Source organism: Xanthomonas floridensis (assembly GCF_001642575.1).
Taxonomy (GTDB): domain Bacteria; phylum Pseudomonadota; class Gammaproteobacteria; order Xanthomonadales; family Xanthomonadaceae; genus Xanthomonas; species Xanthomonas floridensis.
This window is the reverse complement of record NZ_LXNG01000009.1, coordinates 109273-131433: the sequence shown is the minus strand read 5'-3', so window position 1 is coordinate 131433 and position 22161 is coordinate 109273. Positions and strand designations below refer to the sequence as shown.

At 66.6% G+C, this 22161-nt stretch carries 18 protein-coding genes, 1 other RNA gene and 1 pseudogene; 9 read left to right on the top strand and 11 right to left on the bottom strand.

The window, feature by feature from the left end:
• Positions 1 to 290: 290 nt before the first annotated feature.
• From gorA to A7D17_RS06205, 5 genes are all read right to left on the bottom strand, one after another.
• Positions 291 to 1661: a glutathione-disulfide reductase gene (gene gorA / locus A7D17_RS06225; protein ID WP_064508300.1), complete on the bottom strand. Its 1371-nt coding sequence runs from the start codon at positions 1659 to 1661 to the stop codon at positions 291 to 293.
• Complete coding sequence (locus tag A7D17_RS06220) at positions 1658 to 2908, bottom strand: NAD(P)/FAD-dependent oxidoreductase (protein ID WP_064508299.1); 1251 nt, start codon at positions 2906 to 2908, stop codon at positions 1658 to 1660. The genes gorA and A7D17_RS06220 overlap by 4 nt, the downstream gene beginning before the upstream one ends.
• Before the next feature lie 6 nt (positions 2909 to 2914).
• Positions 2915 to 4159: a DUF418 domain-containing protein gene (locus A7D17_RS06215; protein ID WP_064508298.1), complete on the bottom strand. Its 1245-nt coding sequence runs from the start codon at positions 4157 to 4159 to the stop codon at positions 2915 to 2917.
• A 234-nt stretch (positions 4160 to 4393) separates the two neighbouring features.
• Positions 4394 to 4468: non-coding RNA, sX9 sRNA (locus A7D17_RS06210), on the bottom strand.
• A 61-nt stretch (positions 4469 to 4529) separates the two neighbouring features.
• A complete protein-coding gene (locus A7D17_RS06205) occupies positions 4530 to 5009 on the bottom strand; it encodes an FKBP-type peptidyl-prolyl cis-trans isomerase (RefSeq protein ID WP_039406090.1) in 480 nt (159 codons plus the stop codon).
• 110 nt (positions 5010 to 5119) lie between these two features.
• On the opposite strand from A7D17_RS06205, the gene A7D17_RS06200 reads away from it, so the two are divergent.
• A complete protein-coding gene (locus A7D17_RS06200; RefSeq protein ID WP_064508311.1) occupies positions 5120 to 5662 on the top strand; it encodes a C40 family peptidase in 543 nt (180 codons plus the stop codon).
• 196 nt (positions 5663 to 5858) lie between these two features.
• Positions 5859 to 6521: a C40 family peptidase gene (locus A7D17_RS06195; protein WP_425479578.1), complete on the top strand. Its 663-nt coding sequence runs from the start codon at positions 5859 to 5861 to the stop codon at positions 6519 to 6521.
• Between the two features lie 229 nt (positions 6522 to 6750).
• Here A7D17_RS06195 and A7D17_RS06190 read toward each other — a convergent pair whose 3' ends face one another.
• The 3 genes from A7D17_RS06190 to A7D17_RS06180 form a co-directional block, all read right to left on the bottom strand.
• Complete coding sequence (locus A7D17_RS06190; RefSeq protein ID WP_064508296.1) at positions 6751 to 7242, bottom strand: acyl-CoA thioesterase; 492 nt, start codon at positions 7240 to 7242, stop codon at positions 6751 to 6753.
• A 254-nt stretch (positions 7243 to 7496) separates the two neighbouring features.
• The gene (locus A7D17_RS06185) at positions 7497 to 8333 is read right to left on the bottom strand and encodes a class I SAM-dependent methyltransferase (protein WP_064508295.1); all 837 of its coding nucleotides are present in this window, start codon (positions 8331 to 8333) and stop codon (positions 7497 to 7499) included.
• 9 nt (positions 8334 to 8342) lie between these two features.
• Positions 8343 to 9683, bottom strand: a complete 1341-nt coding sequence (locus tag A7D17_RS06180) for a dicarboxylate/amino acid:cation symporter (protein WP_064508294.1) — start codon at positions 9681 to 9683, stop codon at positions 8343 to 8345.
• Positions 9684 to 9798: 115 nt separating this feature from the next.
• Between A7D17_RS06180 and A7D17_RS06175 the strand changes: the two genes are divergently transcribed.
• The 5 genes from A7D17_RS06175 to A7D17_RS06155 all read left to right on the top strand — a co-directional run bounded on the left by A7D17_RS06175 (position 9799) and on the right by A7D17_RS06155 (position 16179).
• Positions 9799 to 11532: an alkaline phosphatase gene (locus tag A7D17_RS06175; protein WP_064508293.1), complete on the top strand. Its 1734-nt coding sequence runs from the start codon at positions 9799 to 9801 to the stop codon at positions 11530 to 11532.
• A 198-nt stretch (positions 11533 to 11730) separates the two neighbouring features.
• Positions 11731 to 13032 carry a tRNA lysidine(34) synthetase TilS gene (tilS, locus tag A7D17_RS06170; protein WP_064508292.1) on the top strand — a complete coding sequence of 434 codons (1302 nt, stop codon included), beginning with the start codon at positions 11731 to 11733 and terminating at the stop codon, positions 13030 to 13032.
• Between the two features lie 31 nt (positions 13033 to 13063).
• Positions 13064 to 13327: an exodeoxyribonuclease VII small subunit gene (locus A7D17_RS06165; RefSeq protein ID WP_064508291.1), complete on the top strand. Its 264-nt coding sequence runs from the start codon at positions 13064 to 13066 to the stop codon at positions 13325 to 13327.
• 1 nt (position 13328) lies between these two features.
• A complete protein-coding gene (locus A7D17_RS06160; RefSeq protein ID WP_064508290.1) occupies positions 13329 to 14204 on the top strand; it encodes a polyprenyl synthetase family protein in 876 nt (291 codons plus the stop codon).
• Between the two features lie 877 nt (positions 14205 to 15081).
• Positions 15082 to 16179, top strand: a complete 1098-nt coding sequence (locus A7D17_RS06155) for a M35 family metalloendopeptidase (protein ID WP_064508289.1) — start codon at positions 15082 to 15084, stop codon at positions 16177 to 16179.
• 69 nt (positions 16180 to 16248) lie between these two features.
• Here A7D17_RS06155 and A7D17_RS06150 read toward each other — a convergent pair whose 3' ends face one another.
• Both A7D17_RS06150 and pmbA read right to left on the bottom strand, forming a co-directional pair.
• Positions 16249 to 16638: a DUF4870 domain-containing protein gene (locus A7D17_RS06150; RefSeq protein ID WP_064508288.1), complete on the bottom strand. Its 390-nt coding sequence runs from the start codon at positions 16636 to 16638 to the stop codon at positions 16249 to 16251.
• A gap of 630 nt (positions 16639 to 17268) precedes the next feature.
• Entirely contained in the window at positions 17269 to 18636 is a 1368-nt protein-coding gene (pmbA, locus tag A7D17_RS06145; protein ID WP_064508287.1) for a metalloprotease PmbA, read from the bottom strand.
• 199 nt (positions 18637 to 18835) lie between these two features.
• Here pmbA and yjgA point away from each other — a divergent pair, with 199 nt between their 5' ends.
• A complete protein-coding gene (gene yjgA, locus A7D17_RS06140; protein ID WP_064508286.1) occupies positions 18836 to 19414 on the top strand; it encodes a ribosome biogenesis factor YjgA in 579 nt (192 codons plus the stop codon).
• 253 nt (positions 19415 to 19667) lie between these two features.
• Here yjgA and tldD read toward each other — a convergent pair whose 3' ends face one another.
• On the bottom strand, positions 19668 to 21113 hold the full coding sequence (gene tldD / locus A7D17_RS06135; RefSeq protein WP_064508285.1) for a metalloprotease TldD: 1446 nt from the start codon (positions 21111 to 21113) through the stop codon (positions 19668 to 19670).
• A gap of 99 nt (positions 21114 to 21212) precedes the next feature.
• On the opposite strand from tldD, the pseudogene A7D17_RS06130 reads away from it, so the two are divergent.
• A pseudogene (locus A7D17_RS06130) lies at positions 21213 to 21972 on the top strand (DUF6065 family protein).
• The last annotated feature ends 189 nt before the right edge of the window (positions 21973 to 22161 follow it).

Genomic DNA, 22161 nt, shown 5'->3' with positions numbered 1-22161 from the left:
GATTGCGGCGTGGCGAGCTGGCTCTCCCGCGGTCGGCAAGACCAAGGGGTTATCGGTCGACCACGCCGCCTCTCGACACCTAATCTGGCAGATCGCCAAGAGATAAGGGGTTGGGGTGAGGGTACGGGCGCAACCACGCAAGCCACGATCACCTGGCATGCAGCTGATGAGGTCGTTCGGGGGGCACCATCAGATCAAGGTCGACCGACCCATCGCTTGGATAACGACCCTCACCCCAGCCCCTCTCCCGCAGGGACAGGGGCTTGATTCCGGCTACCGTCTACACCCACTCAATGCATCAACACGATCTCTTCGGACGAGGTGGGATGGATTGCCACCGTCTCGTCGAAGTCGCGCTTGGTCGCACCCATCTTCACCGCCACCGCAAAACCTTGCAGCATCTCGTCGGCGCTTTCGCCCAGCAGGTGCACACCCACCACGCGCTCTTTGTCGCCCACACAGACCAGCTTGAACAGGCTGCGCTGTGGAGCGTCGGCCAATGCATGCAGCATTGGACGGAAGTTGCTGCAGTACACGCGTACCGCACCGGGGTAACGCGCGCGCGCCTGCTCTTCGGTCAAGCCGACATGGCCGAGCGGCGGATGCGAAAACACCACGCTCGGCACGTTCTCGTAATCCATGCGCGCATCGGGCTGATTGCCGAACAGCCGATCCATCAACTTGCGCCCTGCCGCGATCGCCACCGGCGTCAGGCCGACCTTGCCCGCCACATCGCCGATCGCGTGGATAGTGGGCACGTTGGTGGTCTGCGCATCGTCCACCAGTACCTCGCCCTTGTCGCCCACTTTCACGCCAACGGCCTCCAGCCCCAGGCCGGCGGTATTGCCGCGCCGGCCCACGGCGAAGAACACCTTGTCGAACACGTCGTTGCCCTGCTCGCCGGGGTGCACTGGATGGCCATATACGCGCAAGCCGCCCTGCGCATCGCGTTCCAGGCCGGTGGTGGTGAATCCGAAGTGCAGGCGTACGCCCAGGTGACGCAGATTGTCGGCCAGTTGCAGGGTGAGTTCGGCATCGAAGCGCTCCAGCAAGCGCTCGCCCTGCACGTAGAGATGCACACGACTGCCCAGGGCCTGCAGCAGGCCGGCGATTTCCACCGCGATGTAACCACCGCCGATGATCGCCACCCGCGCCGGTGCATGGCAGAGATTGAAGAAGTCGTCCGACACTTCGCCGTGTTCGGCGCCGTCCACGTCCGGGCGCACGGGATGCGCGCCGGTTGCAATCACGATGTGCTCGGCAGTCACTGCGATGCCATCGCCGCCCATCACCGTATGGCGGTCCTGCAGGACGCCACGTTGCGGGATCAGCACCACGCCGTCTTCGTTGAGGCGGCGCCGATAACTGGCGTGGATGTTGGCGATATAGCCCTGCCGATGCGTGACCAGCTCTTCCCACGCCAGTGTCGGCCGCGGCACGTGGAAACCGAGTGCGCTGGCCAATTCGATCTTGCCGGCCAGATCTGCCGCCAGCCACATGGCCTTTTTCGGCACGCACCCGAGATTGACGCAGGTGCCGCCCAATTCCCCCGGCTCCATGATCGCCACACGTGCGCCATGCCTAGCAGCGCGAAATCCTGCGGCCAGGCCGCCGGAGCCGCCGCCCAGAACCAGCACGTCGTAGTCGTAACGTGCACTCATGTATAGCGCTCCGCCCGGTAGGGATGCGGGTCCAGCGCAGGTGCGCGGCCCGTGATCAGGTCGGCCATCAATTGTCCACTTGCAGTACTCATGCTGATTCCGAGCATGCCATGTCCGGCTGCGAGCCAGACGTGAGGACGGCCAGGTAGTGCGCCCAGCACCGGTACATCGTCCCAGGTCATCGGCCGCCATCCATACCACCGCTCGATCACCGCCGGCCCGCGGGGCGCATGCAGATACTCGGCCGCCGCGCGCTCCAGCGCTGCCAGGCGAGTGGGATTGAGCTGGGTGTCGTGGCCGGAAAATTCCATCGTGCTGCCGATCCGCAAGCGGTCGCGCCAGGGCACCACGAACACCCAGCGATCCTTCAGCACCACCGGACGACGCGGCATCAGGGGTGGCGCGCTGTAGGTGATCGAATAGCCCTTGCCGGCCTGCACCGGCAAACGCAGGCCGAGCTGTGCCGCCAGCAACGGCGACCACGGCCCGGTGGCGATCACCACCTCGCGTGCCTGCAGCATGCCATGTGCGGTCCGCACGCGGACCGCCGAGGGCTCGGCAACCACTGCCTCCACGCGACAGTGCTCATCGAGTTGCGCACCTTGCGCGCGCAATACCCTGGCCAGTTCGGCGGTGTAGCGCTCCGGGCGCAGATGCGCGTCTCCCGGAAAGTGGATCGCACCGGCAATCCCCTCGCGGAACGCCGGATCCTGCCGCGTGTACTCGGCGCCTTCGATCACCTGTGCCTGGATTCCCCACTGCGCCAGCAGCGCGCATTCGTCGCGGTACTTCGCAAAGCGACGCGCATCGCCGAACACATAATCCAGCCCGTCGGTGCGGAACTCGCACTCCAATGCATAGCGCGCCACCCAGTCGTCCAGGCGCTGGCGCGCGTCGTGCAGCAAGGCCGCACGCGCCTGTGCACTGGACTGCCAGTCGCGTGCATTGCACCGCCGCGCAAACCGCAGCAGCCAGTGCCACAGCGCCGGGTCCAGACGCGGCGGGATGTACAGCGGCGCATCCGGCGTCAGCATCCATTTCAGCGCCTGCGCGATCATGCCCGGTGCCGCCAAGGGCGGCGCATGGCTGGGCGTGATGGTGCCGCAGTTGCCGTGCGAGGTGGCAGCGCCCAGCGCCCCGGCATCGACAACACGCACCTGCCGGCCCGCCTCCAGCAACGCCAACGCCGTGGCCAGCCCGATCGCGCCGGCGCCGATCACCACAACGTCCTCGCGCCCGCCAGCCATTGGGTGCTAGTGGCCGCGCGCGTTGCCGCGCCGCATCGGCGGAACCCGCAGATAGGTTGCGCTGCGCCACACCCACTCCACCGGCCCGAAGCGGAACCAATGCAACCACGCCTGGCTTGCCACCACCTGCAGGACGAACAGCCCCACCGCGAACGGCAGCTGCCACACGCGCGGCAGCTGTTCGAAATAGCCCAGCCCGTAGCCGTAGAAGATCCAGGTGCACAGCAGCGACTGCAGCAGATAGTTGCTCAGGGCCATGCGCCCGGCAGGCGCCAGCCAGGCCAGGTGCGATGCAAAGCGGATCACCCACGCTGCGTAGCCCAGACTCATCAACGGCCCCGCAATCAGCGCCAATGCGAACGCTGCAGACACGCGCATGCTCAGGTCCGACGGGTCCATCCACGGCGCCAGTGTGTAACTCAGCAGCATCACGCCCAATCCGAGCGGCAAGGCGCCGTAGCGCAACGCGCGGAACAGACGCGGAAAACGCTCGGGTGCGGCGATCGCACCACTGCGCACGAACCAGCCGCCCAGCAGAAACATGCCAAGCATGGCCGGGCCGTTGATGCTGAGCCCGCTCAATGCCTGGCGCAGGTCGTGCCAGCGCTGCGCGGTGGCCTGTAGATAACTACCGCTGCCGAACGCGGCACGTTGCGCCTGCACATTGGCCACGCTCTGCTGCGCCACGTCCGCCATGGCGGCCTTCCACTCCACCGCCGATGCCGGGTCGGCCTGCACCATCGCACCGACGAGACCGGACGCCAACACCAGCGCAGGCGCGCAGGCGTAGACCAGCCCGGCCAGCCAGGGCAATGCCATCGCCGGCGCGCCACGCGTGCCCAGCAGCACAATCGCCAGCAACGCGTAGGTCACCAGGATGTCGCCGGACCACAGCAGCAGCGCATGGACAAGGCCAATCACCAGCAAACCTACGGTGCGGCGCAGATACATCGCGTAGAAGCCACGCCCGGCCTGTTCGGCACGTTGCGCCATCACCGCAAAGCCCATGCCGAACAACAGCGAGAACAAGGTGTAGAACTTGCCCTGCACGAAGATGTAGACCAGCGCATCGGCCATGCGGTCGGCGCACTGCCAGTGCGGCTCCACGCCACTGATGGCAAGATCGAGCGGACCGACGAAGGCTTCGATATTCATCAGCAGGATGCCAAGCAGCGCAAAGCCGCGCAGTACATCCAGCACGGCGATGCGCTCGTGCAAGGCAATGGGTGACAGCAGGTCGCGTGACGTCATCGCAGCTCAGACATTCGGACACAAGGTGGCGCCGCGCACAACGCAAACGGCCCGCCAGTTGGCGGGCCGTCGGAACCACGGCTGTGACCGGCGACGGTCAACCAGACATGACGCAGCGGATGGCAAGCACACGCCACACCGCCCCCCCTGCATGCAGCCGTGGTGCAGGCAACACCAGATCAGCTGCCGTCCCACGAGTGGCTGCGCAAGCGGACTGTTCGCGGTGTTTGAGGTTGCTGACAAAAACGTAGCGAGCGGTCGGCAGGTGGGTGTAGGCGGCGCACAGGAACCGGCGTGGACACGGCACGTGCCGATTCCGTGCAACGGCCGCGCCCGCCTGGCGGCGGCGCAGCCGTCTTGGTCGCCACTGTTAGTGGTGGTGCCCGCCGTCGCCGTGGACATGCCCATGGTCGCGCTCTTCCTGCGAGGCCTCGCGCACTTCGATGATCTCCACGTCGAAGTGCAGATCCTTGCCGGCCATCGGGTGATTGAGGTCGACGTCGACCACGCTCATGCCGACCTTCTGCACGGTGACCGCGCGCGGGCCGAAGTTGGTCTGCAGCACCACTTGCGTGCCCGGCACCAGCTTGGTGGCACCGAAGTGCTTCTTGGGCACGCGCTGGCTCAGGCCTTCGCGGTATTCGCCATAGGCCTCGGTGGCCTTGACGTCGACGCCGAAGCTTTCGCCGGCTTCCTTGTCCATCATGGCCGCTTCCAGGCCGGGAATGATGTTGCCGTGGCCGATCAGGATCGCCAACGGATCGCGTTCCTTGGAGCTCTCGATCGGCTCCTGGCCGATCTCCGAAACGGTGTAGTGGAAGCGGACGACGCTGTCTTTTTCGATCTTCATGCGTAGCTCTGAATGAGGCTGCCCGGTGGCAGAGGGTGGAGGACGGCTTGTCGGCCGCCGGGTGCGCCGCCATCATGGCGACCTTCCGAACCGCCCATTATCCCGGCTCCATGCATATCACGCCAGTTTTCGCCGTCCGCGCGCACCGCGCGACGGCCTGTTTGCTGCTGGGCCTGCTCCTGCTGGGCGGCTGTTCGACCAAGCCCCCGGTGCGCCGCCCATCCGCGCCGCCACCTGCGGCGCGCGTATGGCCGCAGGTGCCGCCAGCCGACCCGGCCGCCGCCAACAATATCCTGATGCGTGCCCTTGGCCTGGTTGGCACGCCTTACCGGTACGGCGGCAACACGCCGGACACCGGTTTCGACTGCAGCGGATTGGTCACGTATGTCTATAAAGACGTCCTGTCGCTGTCGCTGCCACGTACTTCACGCGAACTGGCAGCCATCCAGGGCCCACGGATTTCACCCGAGAAGCTGGCGACAGGCGACCTGGTGTTTTTCGGCGCGGGCGGCAGCGTGACCCACGTCGGTATTTATGTGGGAGAAGGCCGCTTCGTGCATGCCCCGACCACCGGCGGTACGGTCCGCTTGGATTTTCTCGACGGAGCTTACTGGCGTGACCATTATTCAGGTTCGAAGCGGGTTTTACACTGAAATGTGACGCTCATCACAAGTCATAAAACGGAAAGTTAACTTTTTTTGAACGTAACGATTCGTTCACCAGGGCATCATCCCGCATCGACAGCAGAATTGTGATTCCCGCGTGACGAACGACGAACAGATCAACCCTGGCGCCGCCCCGCTTCCGCTCCGGAAACCGCTCCGCCTGCTTTGCGCTACCGCTCTCTGGATTGCCGCACTGCCCGCTCTGGCGCAAACCGCCACTGGCGCCTCATCCGCTCCGCAGACGACCACGCCAGACAGCGTCGTCGCCGCCGAGAAAGCCGCTACCCGCAGCCGCGCCGACGCCGCTGCCACCGCGACCCTGGCTGCCCTGCTTCCGCACCTGGCTGCCAACGACGCCATTCCGCTGATGGACCGCTCGGCGATGTTCGCCGGCGACCTCAGCCGCCTGCTTGCCAATTACGACGTGTCGCAGAGCGCGGCCAACGCTGCGCAGAACGCCGTGGCCGACAGCCGCGTGCAGGTGATCCTGCAGCGCGCCATGGCACTGCTGGGCACCCCGTACGTCTGGGGCGGCGAATCCACCGAAGGCTTCGACTGCAGCGGCCTGGTGGGTTACGTGTTCAAGACCGCGCTCGGCATCGACCTGCCGCGCGTCTCGCGCGACATCGCCCGCGACGAATCGGCCGAGCTGATCAAGGATCCCAATGCACTGAAGGCTGGTGATCTGGTGTTCTTCGGCAAGCGCGGCCGCATCGATCATGTCGGCCTGGTAGTCGGCGACGGCAAGTTCCTGCATGCGCCCAGCCGCGGCAAGGACGTGCGCGTGGATTCGCTCGCCAGTGGCTACTGGAGCGAGAAGTTCATCCAGGCGCGCCGGGTGCTGTAACGCCCCGGGTACTCTGCGTCGATGACAGAAGGCCGCGGCATTCCCGCGGTCTTTTTTTATGTGTTGCGCAATGCAGGCGGGCCACCGGTCATGTGACTGACATGTGGCGGCCCTTCCGACATGACTGGCGCCCCAGCTGCCAGCACGGCAAAGCGAGCCGGGCACCACGGGATGTATCCACCACTGGCCTGCTGCCGGCCGGAGAATTCCTGGCCGCGCAGTCTGTCGATCACCGCGAGGTGTCGGCCTTGTAATGGGCCATGGTGTCCTCGATGCCCTTGCTCAGCTCCATCACCTTGAGCGCGTACTCGGCTAGGCGCTGGTCTTCGGGTGTATCCGGACGCCAGGAAGGCACTTCCACCGGCGTGACGCCGTCCGGATCCATCGCCACGAACACGATGATGCAGTGGGTACACAGGCGCGAGTCGCCGCCCATCGGACTGCGCGCACGCACATCGATGGCGAAATGCATGCTGCTGCGGCCGGTGTAGACCAGCTTGGCCGACACCGCGACCAGATCGCCGATGCGCACCGGTGCCACGAAGCGAATGCCGCCCACCGCAACGGTCACGCAGTAATGTCCGCTCCAGCCACTGGCCGCGGCAAAACCGACCTGGTCGATCCATTTCATCACCACCCCGCCATGCACCTTGCCGCCGAAGTTGACGTCGCTGGGCTCGGCCAGGAAACGAAATGTCAGATCACGCTGTTGGCCAATCACTGCACGCTCTCGCTGGGGATGAGCGGGAAGTGTGCCATGCGCACGCTGTCCGGCCCACGCGTCACGCGGAATGCAATCGCAGTAGTCGAAGAACGGCTCACGGCGGACACCGCGGACTGCGACTCGCGCAGCATCTTCCATGCAGGCATTCGCAGCGCTAATGCGCTTCCACAGTTGCCCGTGGGCGCCAGGATCTCTGCGGTGCCGGGCCATACACGACCGAGCGAGGCCCGGTCAGGGTGCGACCGCCGCGATCAGCGAGCTAACCGTTCCTGATTGTCCTGCTTGCGAAGACACAGCCAGGGAAAGTGCGGCTGTCGCCGTCTGAGCAGTCGCCCAAGTCGCGCGGCGGGCCGGCGCGGATCGAATAACCAGTGCACCTGGAACGGGTCGAAGATGGCATAGGTGTGCTGGTGATACTGCTCGGCCAACGCCGGCACGCCCAGCCCGGTGAAATAACGCAGGCTGCGCGCGGCGCTTTCGGCGGCGCGTTGCCGGTCCGCATACAAGGGACTGTCGAGAATATGCAGTTCGCCGTCATCGCGTAGCTGGGCCAGCAGATGGCGTACCAAGGCGGCCGGATCCTGAAAATACTGGATGCAGGCCGGCACCACGATGACATCGAACACATCGCGTGGCAGCGCCACGGTCTGGATATCGGCGGCGACGAAACTGATGCGTTGCTCGTGGCAGAACACGCGTGCGGCCTGGGCAAGTTCGGTGCGGTTGACGTCGATGCCGCAGACATCGCGTTGCAGCGCCTGTGCCAGCAGCTGCGACAGCCAGCCGTTGCCGCAGCCCAGTTCCAGAATGGCGCCCTCGCCCGCCCGCGTGCGCAGGTGGTGCACCAGCAACGCGCTGGACAGCGCGCGCACCTGCCATTCGAGGCTGGCGCCCAACGTGCCGCCAGGATGCGGCAGGCTGCGGACCTGGGCATCGGTATATACCCGGCCTTCCTGCCGCCGTACCTGCAGGTAGCGATCCTCGAACGGATCCGCGGCCAGACTGCGCTGCACGAACACGCCGTCGACGGTCTCCAGCTCGGTCAATTGCGCCAGGCGCTCGCGCAACACAGGAAGTCCAACCGTCATCGGCCGCGCTCAGCGAAGCGGCTTGGCGCTGTCTGCCGGCGGATCTTCCAGCCCGACATTGGTGGACGCGGCGTCGTACACGGTCTTGTCCAGCAGGCCGGTTTCCTTGGCCACCAGCACCGGCACCAGCATCTGCCCGGTCACATTGGTCATGGTACGCATCATGTCGAGCACGCGATCGATGGCATACAGATACCCGATCACTTCCAGCGGCAGATTGGCCGCGCTCAGCACCACCGTGGCCATGATCACCGCCGTGCCCGGCACGCCGGCGGTGCCGAAGCTGCCCAGCACCGAGGCGATCAGCACCACGAAATACTGGTTGGCAGTCAACGGCACGCCGGTGTATTGCGCGATGAACACCGCGCACAACGCCGGGAAGATCGCACCGCAGCCATCCATCTTGATGCTGGCGCCCAGCGGCACCGCAAAGGCCGCGTAGTCCTTGCTCACGCCCAGGTTATGCGTGATCGAACGCATCGCCACCGGCATCGCGGCAAAGCTCGACGAACTGACGAACGCCACCTGCATGCCCGGCGCGGCGCCGCGGAAAAACTTCCACGGGTTCAGCCCATGCACCAGCAACAGGCTGCTGTAGACCACCACGATGTGGATGGCGCAGGCCAGGTATAGCGCCAGCACGAAACTGCCGAATGGCAGCAGCTTCTGGAAGCCGTAGCTGCCGACCAGGCCGGCGATCAGGCCGAAGGTGCCGAGCGGGGTCATCTCCAGCACGAAGCGCGTGACCTGGATCATGATGTCGCTCATCTGCGCGGTGAGCTTGCGTGCATCGGCCACGCGCTCGCCGAGCTTGACCATCGCAAAGCCGAGCAAGGCGGCAAAGAAGATCACCGGCAGGATCGAGCCGCGCCCGGCCGCCAGCACGGTTTCACCGGCCGCGTTGGTCTTGGTGCCGATGCCGGTCAGTGCATAGAACGGATTGGACGGCACCACGTCCAGCAGCACCTTGATCGGGCTGGGCACATCGCGCGGCTTCCAGCTGGAGTCCACGCTCAGATTGAAGTGGCCGGCGCCCGGCTGCAGCAGCGTGCCCACCGCCAGCCCCACGCCGACGGCCAAGGCCGCGGTGATCACGAACCACAGGAAGGTGCGCCCGCCCAGTGCAGCCACCGACTTCTGCCCGTGCAGCGAGGAGATCGCATTGATCACCGCGAAGAACACCAGCGGCACGGCGATCATCTTGATCAGGGTGACGTACAGATCGCCCAGTGGACCGAACCACACCTCGGCCGCCGGCCCCATGGCCCAGCCAGCCAGCGCGCCCAGGACGAAGCCGGCCACCACGCGCTGCCAGAACGGAATGCGCAACCAGGCCGCAACCAGTCTCATGTCGTCGAATCATCCGGGGGGAGAGTGCATGCACCTTAGCGCAGGGGCGCGTGACCCGCGAGGCCACGACTGGAACAGCGGCGTGTCATCTGTGCGACGGACGCCGGCCGGCATAATGGGCACTGATTCAGCCACGAGTTCGAACCCGATGCGTTATCGCCTGCCTGCCCTCGCCGCCCTGACCACGCTGTGCGTGGCCGCCTGCGCCTCCACCTCCGGCACCACCGCCTCTGCACCTGCTGCGGTCAAGGTGGACGTACCGCCGGTGACGCATCCGGCCGGCGAGACCCCGCAGTGGTGGTACCGCTCCGGGGCGGCGCGTGCGGCCGGCAATGGCGCCATGGCCGGCAAGGCGCGCAACGTGATCCTGTTCCTGGGCGATGGCATGAGCCTGACCACCGTGGCCGCCGCGCGCATCCTGGATGGCCAGCGCAAGGGCGGCCCGGGCGAAGAAAACCTATTGTCGTGGGAACAGTTCCCCGCCACCGCCTTCAGCAAGACCTACAACACCGATTCGCAGACCCCCGATTCGGCCGGCACCATGACCTCCATTACGACTGGCGTGAAGTCGCACATGGGCGCGATCGGCGTCAGCAGCGGCAGCCGCAGCGACTGTGCCGACAGCTTGAACAAGGGCCTGCTGAGTTGGCTGCAGCTGGCCGACAGCGCCGGCATGGCGACCGGTATCGTCACCACCACCCGCATCACCCACGCCACCCCCGCGGCCACCTACGCGCATTCGCCGGAGCGCAACTGGGAAAACGACACCGACCTGCCCGAGGCCGCGCGCGCTGCCGGCTGTCAGGACATCGCCCAGCAGTTGCTGTCCACCGCCCGCTACGGCCGTGGCCCGCAGGTAGTGCTCGGCGGCGGCCGCAGCCAGTTCCAGACCGTGCAGGAGCGCGACCCGGAGTACGACGACAAGGTCGGGCTGCGCCTGGACGGGCGCGATCTGGTCGCCGAATGGAAACAGGCGCACCCGCAGGGCGCCTATGTGTGGAACGAACAGCAGTTGCAGGCGGCCGCCGGCGCACCCGCGCTGCTGGGCCTGTTCGAGCCGGATCACATGCAGTTCGACCACGACCGCAACCGCAGCCCGCAGGGCGAGCCCAGCCTGACCGAAATGACCCGCACCGCGATCCAGTCGCTGTCGCGCGACCCGAATGGCTTCGTACTGATGGTCGAGGGCGGCCGCATCGACCACGCCAACCATGCCGGCAATGCGTATCGCGCGCTGGACGAAACGGTGTCGCTGTCCGATGCGGTACGCACTGCCGTGCAGACCGCACCACCGGACACGCTGATCATCGTCACCGCCGACCATTCGCACACGCTCAACTTCGTCGGTTATCCGGTGCGCGGCAATCCGATCCTGGGCAAGGTGCGTGGCACCGGCGGCGAGGAAGGCGACCGCACCCAGCTGGCCACCGACATGGCCGGCCAGCCCTACACCACGCTCAGCTACGCCAACGGTCCGGGCTACACCGGTGCCAGCAACGCCCAGCCGGCCGGCAGCAAGAAATTTCCGCATGAGCCCAGCAGCAGCGAGCCGGCCGCGGGCCGCCCGGACCTGACCCACGTCGATACCGAAGCGCCCGGCTACATGCAGGAAGCGCTGGTGCCGACCAAGTCTGAAACCCACGGCGGCGAAGATGTCGGCATCTGGGCCACCGGCCCGGGCAGCGCGGCGTTCCGCGGCACGCTGGAAGAAAACGTCATCTACCATGTGATCGTGCAGGCCACCCCGCGGCTACGCGAGCGCCTGTGCAAGGCCGGCACCTGCGATGCCGCCGGCGTCCCGGTACAACTGCCCAAGCCGGCCACGTTCGAGGCGGCGGACAGGCGCTGAGATGCAGGCAGGGGTGCGACGGTGGACTGGAAGGCACGATGGGCGTGGCGATGCAGGGTTGCGGGTAGTCGCCAGCGCGCCACCGACGCACGCCTTGGCACCGCGGATGCACGCCGGCCAGCGCGCAGGATGCATGCAATCGCCTGACCGCAGCGCGTTGACTGCGCCATTGGATCATTGTGGATCGGTGAGGCCTCGATGACTGCCACGCTGCCCTTGCTGCCTGCCACACCACCGGGCCCGGTGCTGATCGCCTACAGCGGCGGCATGGACTCGACGGTGTTGCTGCATGCCCTGGCTGCCACGCAGGCATATCGCGACCACGGCCTGCGCGCGTTGCACGTGCACCATGGCCTGCATGCCGATGCCGATGCCTGGGCGGCGCACTGCCGGCAGACCTGCGAGGCATTGGGTGTCCCGCTGCAGACCGTGCATGTGCAGGTTGCACGCGACAGCGGCCTGGGGCTGGAAGCGGCTGCCCGCCAGGCGCGCCACGCCGCCTTCGCTGACGTGCTCGCCAGCGGCGAATGGCTGGCACTGGCGCATCATCGCGACGATCAGGCCGAGACGTTCCTGCTGCGCGCCCTGCGTGCCTCCGGCCCGGATGGGCTGGCGGCCATGCGCGTGCAGCGGCCATTCGCCGCCGGTACCTTGTGGCGCCCGTTGCTGGCGCACGCACGCGACCAGCTGCAGACCTACGCACATGCGCATGGCCTGCAGTGGATCGACGATTCCAGCAACGCCGATCCGCGTTACGACCGCAATTTCCTGCGCACCCACATCCTGCCGTTGCTGCAGCACCGGTGGCCGCAGGCCAGCGAGGCCCTGGCACGCAGCGCGCAGCTGAGCGCCGACGCCGGCGACCTGCTGCTGCACGACGATCTGGCGCTGCTGCCCGCCCTGCTCACCCGACGTGGCGCGCTGGATCTGCAGTTGCTCGCGGCGCAGCCCACCGCACGACAGCCACGCCTGCTGCGCGCCTGGGTGAACGCAGCGCATGCACCACCGCTTCCCGCGCAGGGTGTGGCAGCGTTGCTGCGGGAGATCGACATCCCCGCGTCCGACCGGCAGGCCTGCTTCGCCTGGCAGCAGGCCCAGGTGCGACGCTGGCGCCAGCGCCTGTATCTGCTCCGCACCACCGCAGCCTGGCCGGCGGCGTGGTCCGCGCACTGGGACGGCGCCCAGCCCTTGCAGCTGCCCGATGGTGCAAAGCTGGCCCTGCACGCGCCGCAACAGCTGCACTTCGCCCACCCGTTGCTGGTGCGTGCACGTCACGGCGGCGAGCGCATCGTGCTGCCGCAGCGCAGTCACTCGCATCGGCTCAAGCACCTGCTGCAGACCTTGGACCTGCCGCCGTGGGAGCGCGACCGCCTGCCCATCCTGTGCGACGGGGAGCAGGTGCTGGCCGCCGGCGATCGCATCGTCTCGGCCCCCCTGCATGCCTGGTTGCAGGCCAATCACGCCAGCCTGCACTGGCAGGCAAGCAGCCAGGCGAATTGACCGCCCTGGCTGCGCCCCGCACACTTCCACGATGGCCAAGAAGTCCTTGAACGAAACATCCCCGGTTGCCCGCTTTGAACAGTCGCTGGAAGAACTCGAGCAACTGGTGCAGAAAATGGAGGTCGGCGACCTGAGCCTGGAGCAGTCGCTCAGCGCCTACGAACGCGGCATCGGCTTGTATCGCGATTGCCAACAGGCGCTGGAACATGCCGAACTGCGCGTGCGCCTGCTGACCGACCCGGCCCGCCCCGAGCTCGCCGAAGCCTTCGAACCGCCCGCACAGGACGGCGGCTGAGGTGAGTTCCAGCGTGTTCGACCACTGGATCGCTCGCACCGAACGCAGCCTCGATGCCGCCCTGCCCAGCGCCACGCTGGCAACGCAGCGTCTGCACGCGGCGATGCGGCACGCCGTGTTGGGCGGCGGCAAGCGCATGCGGCCGCTGTTGGTGTACGCCACCGGTGCGCTGTTTGGCGCCGAAGAAGAGCGATTGGATACCCCGGCCGTGGCGGTCGAACTGATCCACGCCTATTCGCTGGTGCATGACGACCTGCCGGCGATGGACGACGATGCCTTGCGCCGCGGCCAGCCCACCGTGCACATCGCCTTCGACGAAGCCACCGCGATCCTGGCCGGCGACGCCCTGCAGGCCCGTGCGTTCGAACTGCTGGCCATGGCGCCGGCGAGCGCCGAGCTGCGGGTCGGCTGGTTGCAGAGCCTGGCCACCGCCGCGGGCGCCGCCGGCATGTGCGGCGGCCAGGCGCTGGATATCGACGCCACCGGTCAGGTGCAATCGCTGCACGCGCTGCAGCGCATGCATGCGCTCAAGACCGGCGCACTGATCCGCGCGGCAGTGCGCATGGGCGCCCTCGGTGGTGCAGCTGCGTCGGCCGACCAGCAGCGCCTGGACGACTTTGCCGAGGCGCTGGGGCTGGCGTTCCAGGTCCGCGACGACATCCTGGATGTGGAATCGAGCTCGGCGCAGCTGGGCAAGACCGCCGGCAAGGACGCCGCGCAAGCCAAATCCACCTACCCCGCCTTGCTCGGCATGGACGGTGCCAAGGCGAAGCTGGCCGAGCTGGCGACACGCATGCACGACGTGCTGCAGCCGTATGGTCCGCCCGGTGAAACCCTGGCGACCCTGGGCCGGTTTGCGGTGGACCGCGCGCATTAGGCGCGACTGACCGAGCGTCGTGAGCGGCTGCCAGGCGCTTGACGGTGCAAGGGCACAGTGCCGGGCGACACACGCCGGTTCCGGGTCACGGCTGCGCCAGTCTGTGGTCGGTTGGCTGCGCAGAGGGCTTGAGAGTCGCTGCATGCGCAACTGACGAAGAGACGCCAGTTCCTGCCATGCGGGGCAGCCATTGCCTGGATCCCGCGCCGCGCATTCGTCGGTCACGCTTCCCCGCCTTCCCACACTCACCGGCAGCCGCTCCCACGTTCGCCTACCGCCCGGGTACGCGTGCAAACAGGCCAGCAATGACGACCATCGCTGCATCAAAAGCGGGTTGAGCGCCTGATTCCGGCCGCGATTGCGCGTGCCGGGAGTCCAAGGCCGCAAGTGTCGCCGTGCGCGGTACGCCAGACGCTCGAGCGCACCTGGGTCCGCCGTCCGCCGTTGCCCGGTCCTCATGCCATGTGGCGGCATCCAATGCATAGCTCCGTGCCACATCACGGCAACGCCAGACTGCCAGGGCATGCACAGCGTGTGTCGCATGCCCCCAAGTTCGCGTTACACGACACTTTGCGCATTCCGTGCGCCACCGCACGGTCGAACACGTAGGTCCCTTCAGGCAACAGGCGAGCCTGGTCACAAAACGGCACATTGGTCATCAGCGTTTGTGTCAGCCGGCAACACACGACCGACTGCATTTCATGATGGCCGTCACGCTTTATTGCTGAATTATCTTCATCGGTGATGTATTGGTATGTACAACCAATGCACGACATCCAGAAATATCGCTAATTGAACGACTTGTCGCGCCCGCTCGCTCTGCCTAGGTTTGGATCGCCCGCGCTCGCGGGCATCCCCCGACCAAGGAGAGTCACTGGTGAAGAATGTTTTTCTTGCATCGTTTGCAGCAGGTACGCTCGCCGTTGTTGGCGTACTCGGTTCGGCGCAGGCGCAATCACTGCGCGGCCCGGTTCCGTTGACCATCGAACTGTCGCCAGTGGCCGACCAGGCCGGCCGGCATCAGGGCAAGATCGCCGTCACGGTCACCAACAACGGCAGCAAGATCGCCCGCGTGCCGACCTATCAATTACCGCTGAAGTCGCTGGACAACGGCATCCTGGAGGTCAGCCGTGATGGCGCGCCGGTGAAGTACACCGGACGCCTGGTCAAGCGCGGCCTGCCGAAGGCCGCGGATTTCACCATTCTGCAGCCGGGCCAGAGCGTCAAGGGCGAGGTCGATCTGGCCGGCGCGTACGACCTGTCCACCAGCGGCAACTACACCATCCAGGTGCGCTCGGTGCTGCAATACGCCTCGCTATCCGACGGCAGTCTGATGAAGGCCGCCAACGGTGAGCCGGCCGTGGCCACCAGCACGCCGCTCACCGTCTGGCTGGACGGCGTCAACCGTGGCGTCCAGCGCCAGCTGGCGATCGGCCCGACCGCCGTGGTCAACGGCATCAATTATCTCAACTGCAGCACCACCCGCACCAACCAGGCCGCCAGTGCCGTCACTGCCGCGCGGAATTACTCGCAGAACGCGCGCAACTACCTCAACGCCGGCAGCACCGGTGCGCGCTACACCACCTGGTTCGGTGCGTACAACGCCTCGCGCTATAGCCGGGTCAGCTCGAACTTCGTCAACATCGACAACGCGCTGGATCAGAACAACGGGCAGCTGACGATCAACTGCAGCTGCGAGGCGGATCTGGCCGACGCCTTCGCCTACGTCTATCCGAACCAGCCGTACGAGATCCATGTCTGCAACGCGTTCTGGAGCGCGTCGACCACCGGGACCGACTCCAAGGCAGGCACCCTGGTGCATGAAACCAGCCACTTCACCGTGGTGGCGGGCACGCAGGATCGTGTCTATGGTCAGTCCGGCGCACGCAGCCTTGCCCAAAGCAATCCGGCTCAGGCGATCACCAATGCCGACAGCCACGAGTACTTTGCCGAAAACACCCCGGCGCAGAACTGATCGCGTCATCGCCTGAAACGACAAAGGCCCGGCAGCGATGCCGGGCCTTTGCTGTCTACACCGCGCCGATTACTTGATCAGGCGCAAGGCGAACGGATAGCGGTAGTGCTCGCCGTTGTTGGCCTTGATTGCGGCCAGGATGCAGAACACCAGGCTGCCGATCCATACCAGGGTAGGCAGGAAGAACAGGATGCCGAACGACACCATGGCCAGGATCACCGCCACGATCATGGCCAGGGTCACCGTGATCTGGAAGTTCAACGCCTCCTTGGCCTGATCGGTGGCAAACGGTTTGGACGGGCTGGCGTCCTTGCTGATCAGCCAGATCACCAGCGCGCCGACGAAGTAGGTCACGATGCCCAGCAGATGTGCGGCCAGCGCGAGGGTGCGCTCTTCCGACGGCGTGCTGGTGCCGATCGGCGGCGGTGGCGGTGCGGCGTGTGTATCGAATTCGCTCATCTGTCTCCCCAAACATGATTGTGGTGCGGCGGACTATAACAACGATTCAGCCAGCCACCAGTGTGGGAAGACATGGTCTCCGCCTTCATCCGCCTCGTTCAGGGCGACGCGGACTCCCCGGCCGCACGCTCAAGATGGCGGCGAGGCGGGGAAGATGGCCGTCGACAGCGGGTAGCGGGTAGCGGGTAGCGGGTAGCGGGTAGCGGGTAGCGATAATGTCGCCACCTGCTGCAATCGCAAGTAGTTGCAAGCAGCACGCCCATACCGGCAGCAGCATCGGGACAGGATCAGGATCGGCGGGACCGAGCGCCCGACGCCAACGATCTCCAGCATCGGCGCCAACTGCAGCGCGCTCACCACCGCTAGCCCGATGCCCAGCAGCCTGGCCTGCCAGGCCTGTTACGCGCAGCGCAGCCGCGTGCCCCACTTCGCCATCACCCGGCAGCACTCATGGCACCAGCCAACACAGCGCACAGCCTCGCAGGTGCACCGTGCCAGCGGCGAAGAGCGGCCGATCCGCGTCGAAAAATGCGTAAATGCCGCAAGTGCCCTTTATCTATGGACGCAGGACTATCGGTCCCGACATTGGCTGCGCCATCGTCATGGGTCGGCGTTAGCGCATGGCTTTGGTCATTCGTTCCCGGCGACGGTCATCTTGCCCACCAGTACCGAACCGATCTTGACGTGCGAGCGCGGGTCGACATCGCTACCGACCGCTTCGATGCCGGCAAACATGTCGCGCAGGTTGCCGGCGATGGTCAGCCCATCCACCGGATAGGCGATGGCGCCATTCTCGATCCAGAAGCCGCCGGCGCCGCGCGAATAATCGCCGGTCACCGGATTGACGCCATTGCCCATCAGCTCGGTGACCAGCAGGCCGCTAGACATGCCGGCAATCATCGATGCCAGGTCGCCGGCGTTGGCGCTGACCTGCAGGTTGTGCACGCCGCCGGCGTTGGCGGTGGTCTGCAGCCCCAGCTTGCGCGCCGAGTAGCTGCCCAGCACGTAGCGCTGCAGCACGCCGTCGGTGATCAGGGCCGAGCGCCGCGTCGCCACGCCCTCGCCATCGAACGCGGCCGAGCGCAACCCGCGGCGCAGATGCGGCAGCTCTTCGATGTTGAACCACTCGGGGAACAGCCGGGTTCCAACGCTGTCGAGCAGGAAACTGGCGCGGCGATACAACGCGCCACCGGAAACCGCACCGAGCAGATGGCCAACCAGCGAGCGCGCCACTTCCGGGGCGAACAACACCGGCAACTGGCCGGTAGGCAGCGAACGCGGCTGCAAGCGCGCTACGGTACGCTCGGCGGCATGCCGGCCGATGGCATCCGGCGCCTCCAGGTCTTCGCGTGCCAGTGCGCTGCTGTACCAGCCATCGCGCTGCATGCCGTCGCCCTGCCCGGCGATCAGCGCACAGCTGATCGAATGATGGGTGCCGCGCTCGCGGCCCACGAAACCATGCGAATTGGCATACACCGACAGGCTGAGCCCGGTGCTGGCCGAGGCGCCGTCGGAGTTGCTGATGCGCGCATCGGCATCGCGTCCGGCGGTTTCGCAGGCCAGGGCCAGGTCCACTGCGGTGTCGGCATCCAGCGCCCACGGGTGCCAGCTGTCGAGCTCGGGAAACGTGTGCGCCATCAGCTCCGGGTCGGCCAAGCCGGCGGCCGCGTCGTCTTCGGTATAGCGCGCGATCGCGCAGGCCTGCGCCACCGTGGCTTCCAGGCTCGACTCCTGCAGATCGGCGGTGCTGGCGCTGCCCTTGCGCTTGCCGAAGTAGACCGTCACCGCGATACCGCGATCGCGGGTGGATTCGACGGTTTCCACTTCGCCCAGCCGCACGTTCACATCCAGGCCGCGCTCCTCGCTGCAGCTCACTTCGGCCTGGGTGGCACCGGCTGCGCGGGCACGCTCGAGCAGGCGCTGGGAAATGTCGGTCAGCGCATCCAGGCGCTGCAGGCTGTCGTCAGTGACACGTGTTTCGGAGGAGAGTGCGTTCAATGCTTTATCCTTTGGATGCGGATCCGTCCGCGAAAGCCCTGCCATCATGGCCTGGCTGTCTGAATTTGGATGCGGATCCTTCCGCAGAAAGCTCGGCCATCCCTGGCCGCAGCGTCTGAATTTGGTGCGGAGTCTTCCGCCGGAGTCCGGCCGTTCATGGCCGGAAATTTAACTAACCAAGTTTCGGGATGTAGTGGCAATGCGCGGACGCGATGAAGAGACCGGTGAATTTCGTGGCGCCAGCCGCAGCCAGCAGCGGCGCGAGGCGCTGGAAATTTTCGACCTGGGCGAAAAGCTGGTGGCGCTCACCCCGGCGCAGCTGGCCAAGTTGCCGGTGCCCGAGTCGCTGATACCGCATATCGAAGAGAGCAAGCGCATCACCTCGCATATCGCGCACAAGCGGCAGCTTGCGTTTCTGGCCAAGCACATGCGCCGCGAGGACGATGAGACGCTGGCCGCCATCCGCGATGCGCTGGATGCCAACAGCGACACCGCGCGCCGCGAAGTGGCGGCGATCCACCGGGTCGAGCGCTGGCGCGAGCGTCTGCTCGCCGAAGGCGACGTCGCGCTGGCCGAGCTGCTGGAAGCCTACCCGGCCGCCGATCGCCAGCAACTGCGCCAGCTGGTACGCAACGCGATCCACGAACGCGCCAAGACCAAACCCCCGCGCGCCTACCGCGAACTGTTCCAGGTGCTGCGCGAGCTGTCGCAGGAGCAGGGAATCGAGAGCGAGGAGCCGGACCTTGAAGACGATCTGGATCCGGAAGACGACACCTAGGCATTGACCGGCGCAAAGGCGGAGCCGCGCAGCACGCGCCTCCGCCCCGCCCGACGCACGGCTCTCAACGGCCTGCATCCGGACCGAAGACCCGCAAACACCCGACAGGCGACGTCGCGCACCCGCCGTCGCAACGGTCCAACCTCGGTTACCGGATCGCCACCTCCGAACCGGAGCCCCGCAAACGCCAAACACCCGGAAAGGCGCTCTTGCCGTTGCGATTCCCGATTCCCGATTCCCGATTCCCCGCATCTCAGGCCTGCGTTCCGCCAACCGTAATGCCGTCGATCAGCAACGATGGCTGGCCCACGCCGACCGGCACGCTCTGGCCATCCTTGCCGCAGACGCCCACGCCTTCGTCCAGCGCCAGGTCGTTGCCGATCATGCGTACCTTCTGCATGGTTTCCGGGCCGTTGCCGATCAGCGTGGCGCCCTTCACCGGCGCGGTGACCTTGCCGTCTTCGATCAGGTAGGCCTCGGTGGCCGAGAACACGTACTTGCCGCTGGTGATGTCGACCTGGCCGCCGCCGAAGTTCACTGCGTAGATGCCCTTCTTGACCGAGCGGATCATTTCTTCCGGATCGTGCTGGCCGGCGCGCATGTAGGTATTGGTCATGCGCGGCATGGTCAGGTGCGCGAACGATTCGCGGCGGCCGTTGCCGGTGGGCGCCACGCCCATCAGGCGGGCGTTGTGGCTGTCCTGCATATAGCCCACCAGCACGCCGTCCTCGATCAGGGTGGTGCACTGGCTGGGCGTGCCTTCGTCGTCGATATTGAGCGAGCCGCGACGCCCGTCCAGGGTGCCGTCGTCAACGATGGTCACGCCCGGCGAGGCCACACGTTCGCCGATGCGCCCGGCGTAGACGCTGGTGCCCTTGCGATTGAAATCGCCTTCCAGCCCATGGCCGACCGCCTCGTGCAGCAATACGCCGGGCCAGCCCGGGCCGAGCACGACCGGCATCACGCCGGCCGGTGCGGGGATGGCATCCAGATTGACCAGCGCCTGGCGCAACGCCTCGCGCGCAAAACCTTCGGGGCGGCCATCGGCGAACAATTCTGCATAGCCATAGCGGCCACCACCGCCTGAGTAACCGGACTCGCGGCGGCCGCCGTGCTCGACGATGACCTGCACGTTCAGACGCACCAGCGGGCGCACGTCGGCCGCCAGCACGCCATCGCTGCGCGCGATCAGCACCGTGTCCACGCCGCCGGACAGGCTCACCATGACCTGCTTGACGCGCGGGTCGGCGGCGCGCAGGAACTGGTCGATGCGGCGCAGCAGGTCCACCTTGGTGGCGCTGTCCATGTCGTCGACCGGGTCGGTGGCCGGGTACAGCGCGCGGCCATTGCCACGCACCAGCGCGCGGCTGGGGTGCGCGCCGCCATCGCGCGAAATGGCGCGTGCCGATTGCGCCGCTTCCAGCAGGGTTTCACGCTGGATATCGTCGGAGTACGCAAAGCCGGTTTTTTCGCCGGAGATCGCGCGCACGCCCACGCCTTGTTCGATGGAATGCGCGCCGTCCTTGACGATGCCGTCTTCCACGCTCCAGCTCTCGCGCCGCGAATGCTGGAAATACAGATCGCCGAAGTCGATACCGGGGCCCAGCAGGGCGCCGAAGGTGCGGTCCAGATGGCCGGCGTCCAGGCCGGAAGGAAGCAGCAGCCGGGTTTCGGCCAGAGTGAGAGCGTTATCGGTCATGCGATCAGGATGGGGCCCGCGCGCCGGGGAGACAAGTCGTCCGGCTGAATCGGGCGCGCCGCTATCATGGCGGCATCGTTTCCTTTGCCGCGCCTGCGCATGAAGCTCATCGCCCACGTCCTGGATGGCCACACGCTGGACATCCGCCCTGCCCCGCACGCGCGCGACTGGATGGATGGATGCTACCGACCAGCGCTATGCCTACCGCTGCCTGCCGTTGGCGATCGCCAATGCGCATGGCTGGGAGCTGCTGTGCCAGTCCGGCTTCGAGGCGCAGTGGGATGGCAGCGATAGCCTGGACGCCATTGCCATCAGCGCCGATACCGGCACTGCGGCGCCGGCGATCAGCCACTTCGGCTACGGCGTGCTGACCTTTCATGTGCCGTGCCTGTTCCGCACCGACAGCGGGGTCGATCTGTTCGTCACCGGTCCGTTGAACCGGCCCAAGGATGGCATCGGCGCATTGAGCGGCCTGGTGGAAACCGACTGGAGCCCGTCCACCTTCACCATGAACTGGCGGTTTACCCGACCCGGGCGGGTGCGCTTCGCGGCCGGCGAGCCGTTCTGCCATCTGTTCCCGCTGCAGCGGCAGTTGATCGAGCAGGTGCAACCGCAGTGGAAGCCGCTATCCGAAGCGCCGCAGCTGGCGCAGCAGCATGCCGACTGGACGCACAGCCGCACGCGCTTTCTGGAGGAACTGCCGGCTGCGCAATCGGTGGCGGCGCGCGAGAAGTGGCAGCGCGGCTATTTCCGCGGGGTCACCGGAGCAGACCAGCCGCCGCACCCGGGCCACCGTGCCCGCCTGCGCCTGCCGGTGTTCACGCGCGCCGGCAGCGACGAGGACGCAGCAGGCGGCTGAACACAAGCAGCGCATCGAGCTGCGTGCGAAGCGGCCTGTGGCGGACTGGCCGGCCGTTGATGGCAACCAGGCCGGCGGCTCGGCAACCGGGCTCCGCATTATTGAGGAACACGCCTGTCCGACCATCGCCGCGCGGTACACCACAGTGCCAAGCGACGTCAGCACGTTGGTGCAGCAGGCTTAGCAGCG